9 protein-coding genes are annotated in these 13,949 nt (G+C 43.2%); 6 read left to right on the top strand and 3 right to left on the bottom strand.

All coding sequences use genetic code 11. The features are described from left to right. The first annotated feature begins 1 nt into the window (after window position 1). Entirely contained in the window at window positions 2-6,061 is a 6,060-nt protein-coding gene (traI, locus tag FM037_RS03160) for a conjugative transfer relaxase/helicase TraI (protein ID WP_144044815.1), read from the top strand. 27 nt (window positions 6,062-6,088) lie between these two features. Here the strand turns inward: traI and FM037_RS03155 are convergent, their stop codons facing one another. Together FM037_RS03155 and FM037_RS03150 are read right to left on the bottom strand one after the other, a co-directional pair. Then, window positions 6,089-6,442: a hypothetical protein gene (locus FM037_RS03155; protein WP_144044814.1), complete on the bottom strand. Its 354-nt coding sequence runs from the start codon at window positions 6,440-6,442 to the stop codon at window positions 6,089-6,091. Window positions 6,443-7,412: 970 nt separating this feature from the next. After that, complete coding sequence (locus tag FM037_RS03150) at window positions 7,413-8,393, bottom strand: pentapeptide repeat-containing protein (protein WP_185976950.1); 981 nt, start codon at window positions 8,391-8,393, stop codon at window positions 7,413-7,415. Window positions 8,394-9,211: 818 nt separating this feature from the next. Here FM037_RS03150 and FM037_RS28410 point away from each other — a divergent pair. The 4 genes from FM037_RS28410 to FM037_RS03145 all read left to right on the top strand — a co-directional run bounded on the left by FM037_RS28410 (window position 9,212) and on the right by FM037_RS03145 (window position 12,538). Then, window positions 9,212-9,361, top strand: coding sequence for a hypothetical protein (locus FM037_RS28410; RefSeq protein WP_185976949.1), 150 nt, complete (start codon window positions 9,212-9,214; stop codon window positions 9,359-9,361). 24 nt (window positions 9,362-9,385) lie between these two features. Then, window positions 9,386-9,526, top strand: a complete 141-nt coding sequence (locus tag FM037_RS28405; RefSeq protein WP_185976948.1) for a hypothetical protein — start codon at window positions 9,386-9,388, stop codon at window positions 9,524-9,526. A 193-nt stretch (window positions 9,527-9,719) separates the two neighbouring features. After that, complete coding sequence (locus tag FM037_RS28400; protein ID WP_185976947.1) at window positions 9,720-9,884, top strand: hypothetical protein; 165 nt, start codon at window positions 9,720-9,722, stop codon at window positions 9,882-9,884. A gap of 764 nt (window positions 9,885-10,648) precedes the next feature. After that, window positions 10,649-12,538, top strand: a complete 1,890-nt coding sequence (locus FM037_RS03145; RefSeq protein ID WP_144044812.1) for an ATP-dependent nuclease — start codon at window positions 10,649-10,651, stop codon at window positions 12,536-12,538. A 409-nt stretch (window positions 12,539-12,947) separates the two neighbouring features. On the opposite strand, the gene FM037_RS03140 is transcribed toward FM037_RS03145, so the two are convergent. Further along, complete coding sequence (locus tag FM037_RS03140; RefSeq protein WP_144044811.1) at window positions 12,948-13,208, bottom strand: hypothetical protein; 261 nt, start codon at window positions 13,206-13,208, stop codon at window positions 12,948-12,950. A gap of 48 nt (window positions 13,209-13,256) precedes the next feature. Between FM037_RS03140 and FM037_RS03135 the strand changes: the two genes are divergently transcribed. Then, entirely contained in the window at window positions 13,257-13,811 is a 555-nt protein-coding gene (locus tag FM037_RS03135) for an HNH endonuclease (protein WP_144044810.1), read from the top strand. The last annotated feature ends 138 nt before the right edge of the window (window positions 13,812-13,949 follow it).

The raw sequence follows: 13,949 nt of genomic DNA, 5'->3' as shown, positions 1-13,949 counted from the left end.
CATGCTCTCTATCAGCCCTATTGCCGCAAGTGCTGGCGGCGCCGCCAGCTATTACCTCAGCGAAGAAAAGAACCTGGATCTTCCGGATGCGTCACTGGAAAAAGAGTCGTCAACCAAAGAAGGTGAAGGCAATTACTACCTCAAAGAACAAAGCGCGGAGCCAAACACCCAGTGGTTCGGTAAACTCGCCGAACAAGAAGGCATGCTAGGTAAACCCGTTGATGAGCAACAGCTCACACAGGTATTAGCCGGTGAACTGAATGGCGAAACCGTGGCGGTTAAACGTGAAAACCACCGCAACGGCTTTGACTTTACTTTCTCGGCGCCCAAATCAGTGAGCTTGCTCGCCTTAGTGGGTGGCGATAAACGCTTGATGACCGCCCATGATGAGGCGGTCAAATTTGCCCTCACCCACATAGAGCAAGACGCGGCCCAGGCAAAACAAACCGATCCAGGCACCAACAAACTCTCTTTTGAAAATACCGGCAACTTACTGTTTGCCATGGTGCGTCATAAAACCAGTCGAGAAGAAGATCCACAACTACACACCCATTCGCTCACTGCCAACATGACACGAGATGAGAGTGGTCGGTTACGCGCATTGGCCAGCAGCTTTAAACAACAAGGCGGGATCATTAATGGCACCGGTGAACGCGTCTATAACCATCAAAAATATTATACTTCCTTGTATCAAAGCACGTTAGCTCGCGCCGTCGAAGGGATGGGATACCAGACCCGCTCGATAGGCAATAACTTATTTGAGATTGAGGGCGTGCCGCAAAGCCTGCTTGATACCTTCTCAACTCGCAGCCAACAAATCAAAGAGCAAACCGAGGCCATGGGACTGGACTCCCAAGCCGCAAAGGATGTTGCCGCTAAAGATACTCGCAAGAGTAAAGTGTATACCGATGAATCGACCTTGTTTGAACAATGGAAGAGTAAGGTCAATGACAGCGGCGTTAACTTAACCAGCTTTGTGGCAGACAGCATGGAAAGAGACACTACGCCGAAAGACACCACACTCAAGCCTGCAGCCATCGAGGCGGTGAGCCGCGCGGTGGCGCATGCCAGCAATACCCAAAACCGTTTAAATTATGCAAAATTGGTCGAATCAGCCACGTTGGACTTTACCCGTGGGGACAAGCTCGATGCGCTGGACATCAAGTTGGCCCTGGATAAGCAGATTGAGCAAGGGTCACTCATTCCGCTGGATAAAGACAGCGCCACCTTTACTACTAAAGCCCAGATAGACGCAGAAACAAACCTACTTGAGCGCATCAAAGGCAAAACCGCCCACATGCGCAAGGTGGTCGATAAGCAGTCTTTGCAACACAAAGGGCTTAACCTCGATAACCAGAAAAAAGTCACTGAGCTGTTTGCCAGTACCAAACACATTAACCTGGTAAATGTATTTGGTAGCAGTGAGCAATTGGCCACGGCGCTGCTGAATGTCGGAGAGGCCAGTGGTCAACGGATTAAGATTGTTACCCCTGACGTGAAAAGCCAACAGCAAAGTAAGGCGGCGGTATTTCGTGATGGCACCACGGTGGTGAAATGGATTAAGAACCAGTTTAAACCTGAGCATACCCATACCCTGAGCGACTTTCTGAAAGAAGGAGAACACGCTAATCTGAGCAACCGCGATATCGTCGTGGTCGAAAAAGCCAACAAACTGGGTATCGATGAGCTGAGCGCCCTTATCAATAAAGCGAAATCGGGCAACAGTAAGGTGATACTGCTCAATCACGCCAATGCCAAGCAAGGCATGAAAGCCGGTAATGCCATCGAAATACTGAAAAAAGGCAATGTGAGTGTCAGTAATTGGGTGACGACCAAGCACGCTGACACAGACCTCCGTTTGCATGAACGCTCAGACAGTGAGCGCGTGATAGCTATAGCACAGGCTTACGCCAAAATAGACAACAAAGAGACCACCCAAGTGGTCGCCTCAACCCATAAAGATGTGAAGCAACTGAACAGCGCTATCCGCGCTCAACTGCAAACCACGGGTGAGCTGTCACGCTTAGGTCTGAACATTCCCACCCTTAACCCGGTGTTCCTTTCTAATGAACAACGTGAAGTAGTGGGCCAATACACCAAGGGCATGGTACTGACTCAGTGGAGCAAAATTGATGGCCGCAATCAAAAGCAGACCTTCACCATCAGTCAGGTTAATCGCACAGACAATACCCTGTCCGTTATCAATGAGACCGGAAAATCATCCACTCTCACCCCCTGCACCCGCGCATTCAAAGCCGCCAATTTTGCTATCACAAAACCGGATACGCTGCACATTGCCAAAGGCGACAGCCTGCGCATGGCGGTCAACCATCATGACAGCGGCTTGCAGAAACAATTCTTCACCGTAACAGCATTGAGCCGAGACAACGCCACACTCAAAGATGAAGCGGGTAAGCTCCATACCATCAAAACACAGATGCTTAACCATGCCCCGCTCAATCACGGTTATGCCACAACACCCGGTAATAGTAACCCCAAGGCCACGCATCACCTCATCAATATCAAAGCCTACAGCGCTTCGAAAGAGTGGCTACACGATACCCTCACCCAAGCCGTAAAACAGATAGACGTGTTTACCGACAATGCGCAGAAATTTGATGAGCGTGTAGAAAAAAGCGAAATCAAACCCTCAAGCATTAACCGGGTAATGCAGGCAGCCCAGTCTCCGGAGAAATTCGTCAACAGTCAAACCTATGCCCTGCTAACCCAAGATGTAAGCGCAGCACTGAGTACCATCAACGAACAACACCGCAATAAAGGACTGGTGCACGACGCGGTTAACTTTGCCATTAATCACATCAGTGAAAAAGAAGCGGCCTTCTCTCAAAAAGCGCTTATCACTACCGCGATTCAATATGCGTTTGAAGAGAGAAGCAGCAGTATCACCAAAGAGGAAATTGAGAGCAAACTGGAACAGATGACGCAAAAAAACTCTCACCCCCAAAGTGCTATGGCTAAAAACACGCCGCAACTGCTCAGCGCGGAATACCATGACGGCACCCGCTGGACCACCCAAGCGGCCATCGACACCGAAACCAGAATTCTCGACCGCTTCACCGCAGGCAAAGACCAACTTCAACCGCTCATCAACATTGAAAGGGCCACCCACTCGCTCAGTCAGAATACCCGACTCACCGATGACCAAAAAGAAGCCACCCTGCTCATCACCACCACGCCTGACCGTTTCGTCGCCATTCAGGGATTAGCCGGCACAGGTAAATCAACCATGCTGGAAACGGGTATTGAGTTGGTCAAGCACAGTGAGAAGCTGATAAGTGAACCAAAAGAGAATGGAGCGACAGCAAAACAAACTCAGTTCATCGGCCTGGCACCGACCCACGCCGCCGTGAATGAACTCAAAGACAAGAACGTCCAAAGCCAAACCGTGCAATCACTGCTCAGTCACTTTCTGAGCCAGGACACCAAGCCTGACCAATACGCCAACACCGTATTCTTGCTCGATGAAAGTTCCATGACCAGTAACGCTCAGATGGACAAGTTCACTCATTTGATTGAAACCACCGGCGCTCGCGCTGTCTTTTTAGGGGATAAGTCCCAGCTTACTTCGCAAGAAGCAGGTAAGCCATTCGAGCTGGCCATGTGTAAAAGCGTCATTGATACCGTCACCATGAAAGACATTGTGAGACAACAGAACAGCACCCTACTGGGCGCCGTCCACAACATCGTCGACCGCCAAGGCGAAAGCGCCATAGATAAGATCCAGCAACAGTTACCGTTTACCGACTATCAGATCAGCACCCCAGAACAGTCCCTTAAAGATATAAGCGACCAAAAACAGAATGGACAGCAGACAGAGACCAAGCAAGAAGCAGCCAATAAACAGCAGATTATTACCAACAACCATAATCAAACGCAAAATCTTATCTCCACTTTCAAAGCGATCACCCAAGATAGTAAAAAGAACCAACAATTGGCGGCAGAAGCCCTGCCCGCCACGGTCGCACTGGAATACCTCTCCCGTACCCCCAAGGCACGAGAGAACACCCTCATCATCGCCTATACCAACAAAGAGCGAGATGATATCAGTCATGAAATAAGACAAGGCTTGCAGGAGCAAGGCACACTCAGTAAAGATGAAGTCACCGTGCAAAGACTGCGCGGTGTACACGCCAGTAAGCAAGAGCTGGCCACCATGCTGCCCTACCAACAAGGGCTCATCCTCACCACAAGCAAAGACAACTACTTTGAAATCACCAATGTAGATAAACGCCACAACATGCTCACCATGACTAACATGCACACAGGTGAAGTCAAACAGTTCTTCCCTAAGAACCACGGCCACAAGTTCACCAACCTGTGGGCCAAAACCGACCAACCTCTCGCACAGGGTGACACCATCATGCTTCGAAAAAATGACATCGCCCGTGAAATGGAGGGCAATAAAACCTACAGCATCAGCAGTATCGATGATAAAAAAATGACCCTGACCGCCAGTGACCATCACACCCTGACACTCTCCACCACCCAAATGAAAGATGCACATTGGGATTACGCCTACACTCGCACCGCAGACATGGCTCAGGGCGCCACCTATGAAAATGTCATTACCGCCATCAAAGGCACCGCCAAACTCACCAATGTGCGCCGCGCCTACATCGATATAACCCGTGCCAGTAAACACGTTAAAATCATTACCGATAACCCACAGAGAATGATGCTCTCTTGGGTGAACAATGACCCCAATAAAGTCTCAGCCATCGAGACCCGGGACAAGCACGACCCAGAGCACACGCCCATGTTCAACGACAAGCCGTTGCCACAAGACAATCCCAAGTACCAGGACGTCAACGGCAATCTCGACCTCAAACTGTTGGCCGCAGATCTCAACACTAAACTCCCCGCTTACAGCGAATCTTTGGCCACTCACCTGCTCGGTGAGCCTGACCACAAAAAATCAGATAAAGACTCACTCGCCTTCAATGACGGCAACCTAAAGCTGACCACCACAGGACAATATCGGGGTTATTTCAAAGACTGGAAGACCGGCGATAAAGGCAGTTTAATTAACCTCATCATGGTCACAGAAAAGTGCAGTTTCAAAGCAGCGCTGATAACAGCCGATAAAATGATGAATGACCCAGAACAATATAACCTCAACGAAAACCCAGACCACGAACAATTAAAAAACACCATCCCGATTAAACAAAGCCAATTTGAAGCCAGAGCGAAACAGGTTTTCAACGAAGCTAAGCCGCTCACCAATACCACTGCACAGACTTATTTGAAGCAGCAAGGCATTGATATTAACCAGCACGATAACCTGCGCTATCACCAAGCCGTGTTTTCATCTGAAACACGTCAAACTTACCCCGCACTCATTGCCAACATCACCAATGATAAGCATGAAACCAAGGCGATAGAAATCACTTACCTTGATAAAGACACCGGTAATAAAGCAGACCTTAAAATAGACAAGCGCATCATCGGTTCTAAATCAGGCAATAGCACCATCATTAACAAAGGTAATAACACCGACTACAGTATCGTGGTCGTGGGCATTGAAAGCGCCCTATCCATCAACACCAACAATAAAAACAATGCCGACATCATCGCACTTAATAATAACAATGATGTAAAGTCATTCAAGCCAACTGAATTAAGGGATAACGTTATTGTGGTGCTGGATACCAATAACACCAAAGAGACTGGCAAGCTTGCAGAAGATATCACCACAAAACTAGAAAACAGTGGCAAGCATGTCACCATTATTGAACCTAACATAATAATGGATGGACTCGATAAAACAGAAACCACAAAACAAATGGTCAATGAAGCCGTGGACAACATCACCACCAAAGCTCGTTATTTATCCAGCGCAATCAAATCACTCAGTAACGATTTTATTAACAACAGCAACAACCGAGAACAAGCTATAAATAAGTCAGAGGTGAACCATCATCTAAATAAGTCAGAAGATCGCCATCAGCAAATAGCAATAGATAGCCAGCGCGGATCCACCAAAGAAATAGCTGCCGACAAAGAGCTACCTGAATTTAATATCGGAGAGAAAACCATGTAACACGAAATACGGAGGGAGTTCCCCTCCTTATTTTACGCCATTCAATATTTGTTCAATCTTACTCTCTGCCTTTCCGATCACATCTTTATGCTTTGCATTAGCCTTACTCATATCCACACCATCCTCATTGAACGTCTGATAATGAACCAGACTAGTGGTGTACTGATTCTTCACCACGTAGGTCAGAATGATCTCCATTAACTCACGAGTTGATAATCCCTCATCGCTATCATCTGAATGCTCAAGGATCCGCAGAGCAAACAAGGTTAGCTCTCTCATTGCATCCGCATCACTCGATAAATTTTTCTCTTCACGATACGCACTCAATTTCTCGTAAAGATTAGGTGAACATGCCACCTGAACGGCTTTGTTTCGTGCCATATATTTCATTCCTTATTAAAAGCTGTCAATGACAGGCCATTGACAGCCCTAAAACCGCATTGACATGTCAATACTACGGCGAAAACAGTGTCAATGCTATAGCAATGACACAAAAAACACGGCAATGACATGTCACTGACACCAATCAAGTTATTACTATTTTACAGTGACTTACAAAAACCACATGATCGCAATGACTTGTCAATTACCGCCTCTGCAACCCCGCAGGAGAGTGCATCTATTGACATGTCATGGTTTTACCTATGCAATGTCAATGCGTTTTTTCCGAAATTCCAAACTGATTTTGAAAAATTCATTTTGAATTTTTAATCACTTCAATTAATTAAAAATCAACAGCTTAACCACAACAAACAACCATTATTCTTGATTTATCAAGATAACGTGGGGTGTGGGGAACATTTTACCGACCAAGTGACATTGATTGATGGTATTTTTGTTGTCTTGAATTACTCCCTCATGGTCACGATATCAGCAACTTAAGCCCCTTAACAGGGGTTGGGGGTGCAAAAAAATGATCTCTCGTCATGGGTTTTTAACGGGAAAAATACCATAGGTGGCATTTTGTGTATTTTTCAGCAAAAACATTATGGCGTGATGTGTGGACGGCTTTATGTGAGGCGAGGTTGCATTTATCACGGTAAAATTTATTGCCTATTCACAGGAAGTATTTAACGCAATATTAGTGGCTTAATGACAATGATAGTGATTTATAGGGTGTAAAAAAGTGATTTCACGCAGACTATTTCAGCGTCAAAATAGACTGCTAGGTGGCATTTTTTGCTGTTAAATTTATTGCCTAATCAAAGGCATTGTTTAACACCATATTTGTGATGTCGCAGGCTCAACAGTGCAAATAGTAGGGTGTGGAAAAGGCACGATTGCTTTGTAACTTATTAAACGTTCATTTTAAGATGAGTCGCTTGCAAAGGGGATGTTTCAATGGTTATAATTAATTGCATTCGGAAGCCACGATGGTGTCAACTGTGCAGTCAATCTGCTGGTGTTGGGGTTCGATTCCCCATTGGCCTGAAATGCTTTCAGAAATTTTCATATTAGGTTTTAATTTTTTTAATTCTTTTAATAACTCTAAATCTAAATAAATATAATCTATTGACTTGGCCAAAGATAATGCATTCAGGTCTAAGTTTATAACATTTCCTAAATCTGCACGATTTAAAACAGCTCCCTCAAACTTAACACCTTCCATAGAGGAACCATTAAATTTAGCTGCTGTAAGGTTAGCCTGTCTTAGATCCGCATTCGTCAATTCACACTCTACAAATTTAACTCCTTTGGCTGTGCAATCTTTAAGAACTAGGTTTCTCAAATCACACTTAGTCCATGAGCAAGATTTTATCTTCGTGTTATTGAAAAAAGACGACCTCATAGCAACCTCATCAAATTTTATTTCGGTCATGTGTCCATTTTGCAGCTGCAAACCAATTAAACGAGAACCAGATGTAAAGACCAGTTCCTTTATATTACATCGATTAATTGTTAACTGTGTAACATCAAAAACTCTAACTCCTAGACGTTGAAGCCTCTTTATATGACCAACTTTTTTTACATTGACCTCAGGCAGATCAAGGGCTGCAAAATCGGAGAGTTCTTCTTCCATTCTTTCCGTTTCTTCTCGTTGCCGACGAATAGTTTTGCTTCTTTGCTCTCTAGACATCCGGAGTCTGTCCATGCCAAAAACTAATATTCCAAACATTATGAAATCTAATAAAAACCCATGAGCTTCAACCATGAAGTTCTCCCAAAATGCTCTATTATAAAGTCCTAATGTATATTCAGGCATAATAATTGAACTGATTAAGCTCCATTTGGCTGTTACCCCGATAATAATGACAGATAAAAAAGCACCAATTAGACTCATGGTTAATATGGGGTGATTTTGTATTACCCGACTTATTATCTTCCTAGACACTTTTCCATTCCTATTTATTCGCTTGTGAAAGAACATAATATCGAATTACTTACAATAAATCACATGCTAAGCAAATATTAAGCGCTTTCATAGCTTCAATGCATCCGACGATACAAGTTTTAAGATTGATACTGGTCCCCTGTGTCAAGATTGTTGTCAAAAATTCTAATTCAGTTCTGATGCTAAAAGACATTGAGTAAAAGCTTGACTATATTGAGCTGAGCATGAGTCTTTCCAACTGACCATACAGTCCTGTTACACACATTAGTGGTTACTTACTATGAAGCTCAATAACATTAGATTGCATGAGTCGGCTAAGATGTCTTATCGGCCAGCTCACCCATTCTGTAAGTGGATATATTGTATGGTGTCTCTAGATTGAGTGCCTTACGGTCCGATAAAACTGTGGCTGACATGGCATTTGAACTATTAATCGGGCTCGTAATGGTTGCTCTATTAAGGCACCTGCTGGACGACGGTGTTACTCACAAGTATGGTTCAAGTTCGTCGCATTCTGCCGCTTCGCTGCAAGAGAGTCAACACCACTAGGCACTTTCATTTGCCATAGTATTTTCCGTGTCCTGTTTCCCCCGAACGCTATCCATTACGATTAGCCCCATGAAAATGAAAACTTTCCTCGATCATCTGCCTGAGCAGAAAAGCCATGAACTAAAACGTGCCGTGGCCACCATTCGTCAATTTGTGGATCCGTAGATGATCATTCTGTTCGGCAGCTATGCCGCGGCGATTGGGTCGAAGATCTTGACCCCGATACCTTGCAGTTTCACTACCAAAGTGACGTTGACTTGTTAGTGGTAATGGAAACTCGTCAACAAGCCAGCCATGTCGAACAAAATGACCGCTTAAGTCAGCGGTTATTGGCCCATGCTCAGCGAACACCTGATAGCCTGATAGCCGAAGACATTGCCTTCATTAATAGACGTATCAGTAAAAGTCAGTACTTTTAAATTGATATCAAGCGTGAAGGCATTATGTTGTATGACACGGACAACTTTACCCTTGATGAAGCCAAAGAGCTGACGGCACTGGAACGTCATCTTCTGGCACAGCAAGATTTTGATTACTGGTTTCGAGGAGCCAAGGTATTTCTTACTGGATTTTGTTTTTACTAGTCACAGGGTGAATACCTGACAGCCGCCTTTGAGTTACACCAAACCACTGAACGTTTCTACAGCGCCATTTTATTAGTCTTTACTGGCTATATAACCCTAATAGCCATGATTTAGAAAAACTCGGCGGCCGAGTGGCTGGTATTGAGCCGGAGTTTCTCTCCGTGTTCCCGAAAAGGAGCGCTGGCGCTTTAAATTGTTGCGAAAAGGCTATGTCGATGCCCGTTATAAACCTAGCTATGTGATCACCCTCGAAGAACTGGAGTGGTTAGGTGAGCGAGTAGAATATCTGCAAGCACTCACCGAACGTTTATGTAAAGCAAGATCTCCAGTTACCTGGAATAATAGCTCACTTCGTTGACTCACTAATTGAATCACCTACTGCGTGGTAGCAACCTCTATATCCCTTTCTGGATTACCTGAATGTCAGGGGGGGGGGGATGATTCATGTATTTCTATGAGTTATCTACTGACTCAACCTTACATTGTTATTCATTTTTGATGTTAATCAAGCTTGGTACCGATGTGAACGACAAGGTTGGACATAGGCAGGTATTGTATGTAGCATGCAAAGCGCCCTCTCCCCACGTAAGGCCTTGTGTTTAAAGATTTTAGCTCTCCATGAGAGCATTGCATGGGGGACTTTATGTCTTCCTTTGACGTTGTGCCTGATAAAGGATATTCGATTGGGATTTCTTGGTTAGCAAGAATGAATGCGGGGCTAAATTATTTTGCCACAAACCTAGTTAGAATAGAGATACTACATATTGACCATTATGGCTGTTTCCCATATCAAAACTAATGAGCGTGCAGTAGACCTGCACCCAAAAGTGAGAAACTGACATGGCTAACAACGGTGCAGGAATTTGATTGGAAAGTGGATACTAGTGAGTTAAATGCTCTCCCCCTTAATTCTTGGCTATAGGTCATATAACATACATTAAGTACTACTTGCTGAAAACATAGTGATACGGCACTAAGCCACTGAATTAAACAACAAATATATTACGTACTCAATACTATATAAGTGGTCATTTTTAAATCCTACTTACCCAAAACAAAGAAACGCATAAGTGGAAAAATGAAAAATATTAAACGTCATCCAGTTAGAGTGGAGAAGTAAAGATGGAAAGTTTGCTTCCTAAAGTTAAAAATCGTCCACTTCACACCTTTAATAACTATATTCAGCAAATTAGGTTTCCATTTTTCAAGCAGTTAAAAAGTGGCGCAACTATCGACCTAGATTTCCCTTTCATTACTTTAGTGGGACCAAATGGCTCTGGTAAATCCTCTACACTACAAGCTTTATATGGGTGCCCTGCGACATATAATGTTGCACATTATTGGTTTTCAACTGCAATCGATCCAATCGAGGAAAGTGGTGGTGAGCCATATAGATATATTTATAAATATAAACCGAGAGAGAATCAAACCCCAGTAGAGATTGCTCAAAAAAGGGTTCGCAGACAAGATGACCCGGATTACTGGGAAACTGCAAGACCAATGATTAGAGATGGAATGTCTCCAATGCCTGAACCCTACGATGATTCACTCTCTGAGCTTAGGAATAAGACTCGTTGGAAAAAAATGCAGAAGGAGGTCGTATACATTGACTTTCGAGCTGAGCTCAGCGCATTTGACAAGTTTTTTTATTTTGGGACATATACAAGACGTGGCTCTATAACTTCGAAACAAGAATTCTTACGCAAACGTTCAGGAGTATTAAAAAAGCACATAGCTCAAATAAGTGTAAGCAATACAGCAAAAACATGGCATGGGAGAACAACTAAAAAGGTTGATACTTTGTCAGAAACCGAAATTAACTGGGTAAATAAAATACTCGGTAAAAACTACGTTACTGCAAAAATCGTTGAACATGATTTGTTTAACAATGCTGGCTACTCAATAATTTTTACTCAGTCTAACTCTAGTTATAGTGAAGCCGTTGCTGGTAGTGGAGAAATCTCTGTTGTTCACTGCGTAGTAAAAGTTCTTAGAGCCGCGGAAGGCTCATTAATTCTACTAGACGAGCCTGAAGTTTCACTTCACCCAGGAGCTCAAAAAGCACTCAGAGAATTATTATTTCACGCAATACTTAATACTAGTTGCCAAGTGATAATGTCAACTCACTCTGAACACTTCGTACAAGGCCTTCCCAATAACGCAATCAAGCTATTTCAGTATGAAGAAGCTACGAGTACTTATAGCATTATTAATAACTGCTCAGCCGAACAAGCATTTTTACGTTTAGGTTCAGAACTACACGGTACAAAAAGAAAAATCTATGTTGAGGATATCCTTGCAAAGGAGCTCGTTATTGAAGCTGTTAAAGAAATAGATAGAGAAATACTCAACAATATTGAGGTCATCGCTTATCCGGGCGGTGCGGACACGATTATCAATAATCTACTCGTTCATTTCACTGCATCTGAATCTCCTAACAATGATATCGTCTTCCTTGATGGAGATATGAGAAAAAGTGTGTGTACTGAAGAAATAGGTAGATTTAACTCTGAGCTTAATGCTGAGAGATATGTCCTACAGAAAACTAGAGCTGATATTCCTGCAACAGAACATCCTAATATTGACCAGATCCTATTATCTCAAACAGGAAGAGGTGGAAGTTCATTTGTATTACCTCTAAATGGCGGCAATGCTGACAACAGCGCTCAGGCCCTAGAATTCAAGTTAAGCATGTTGGACATGTACCACAAAAAATTCAAATTCATGAGCATTGACACCCCCGAAGAGCTTGTTTGGGAGGTTGCGACTGGTGATGAACTATTTAACATCGATGCTATTAAGGATAGGTTCTCTTCAGAAGCTTACAAACAAAAATTTAGGCTGCTCTCAGAACGTGAATATGATCAAAATACAAATTCAAACCAAATATTTGAACTTCAAAAACGCTTCCTAGCAAGACGAGATGTGAACGACCCATTGTGGCAACAGTTCAAAGAATCTGTTCGGTTGTTACTCGCTGTTGAAGAAATTGTGAGTGGAGCCATAGCTTAAGAGCTTCAAATAATCCGCGGACTAATGTTTAATCAAAGGGTTTGAAGTCATGCTGATGGTTTAAAAAGGACAATTCAAAACCTGGTTATACGATCAAGAAATAGAAGGATAGATCCGTCTAATAACCAACGCACCCGTTAATCACTAAGAACCCGTTACCTAACCAAAGCATTTTCTGGCTACTACCAATCTTTGTAATAAAGCCGTATTAGGCTAAAACAGAAAATAGCTTGGATGAAAGCCAGTTTTTTAGAAAGTGTACTTGTTGCTGGATTTAACAATTTAGACGAGGTTCAATAACTCATGTGGTCGCCCTGAAGCACTAGGTCAAATCAGATTGAATTCACTTATAAAATATTTGCGATCTTGCCCTGCCAGGTTAACCAGTAAGATTAAATCCTTTGCGTCGTCAATCCCTAAATTGTGAGTCTGGCGTAAATGGCACCGAGCTATTGATACTCATACTCATACGCATCAGATCATGAATGCCTATAGGGTATGGGGACGCTGTAGTCTTATCCATCTTGGCGGTTAAGACGACTAACCAACTCAACACCAGGTGATCAAAGATAATTTTTAAATTGATGAGTTTTAGGTATGTTTGGATAAAATCGTAAGTAATGTACATCAATACAAACGCTAGAATCACTTTGCTTAACAAGGCACGCATCTGTTGTGCCTCAATTGATTATGACAACGATAAAAAGGACTGTAATGTATGACAATATACAATACCGCATCAGATTCAGCTAACACAGCAGTGAGAGCTTTTCTTACAAAAGTTGGCGAGTATTACCTTGGGCATTCTTTTAATACTGGTAGTGGTAAAGGAAAGGCTCTTTGGTTGGCTATTCGTGACAATGACTTTAATGGTTGCTGTGCTTATTGCGGAGAGAAAAAAGATAAACTTCAAATTGAGCATGTACTAATGTTCAATCGGACCGAATTTGGTCTACATCATCCTGGTAATATTATTCCATGCTGCAAAGAGTGCAATAAACGCGAGCGTCTAGAGGATAAGTCTTACTGTAACTGGGAGCAGCATCTAACTAAAGTATGTGACAGTCGCGGTGAGGAGGGAGTAATCGAAGCAAGAAAACAGAAGATCATGGATAATTTCAAAAAACATGAATATCCAAAGCTCAATATTAATGAGCAACATGCTATCCGAGTTATCGCCTGCAGCTTGTACGAGAATATAAAAACAGAATCAGAGAAGTCCTTAGACTTATATAAACAACTTGATAAGGCATTTGTACAGGACGCATTGTGACAAGTTAAGCAAGTGAGATGCATTCCTTAAGGCATTAAATTATCAGGAAAGATCTCAATACTGGAGTTGAATGAGAAAAACATGTTCAGTAGGTTCACACATAAGCTCCAAAGATATCTCTGGAAGGAGTATTTATCA

This window comes from Shewanella psychropiezotolerans, from assembly GCF_007197555.1.
In the GTDB taxonomy this organism is placed as follows: Bacteria; Pseudomonadota; Gammaproteobacteria; order Enterobacterales; family Shewanellaceae; genus Shewanella; species Shewanella psychropiezotolerans.
Note: the sequence above shows the minus strand (reverse complement) of the source record. Positions and strands in the feature narration are given on the sequence as shown.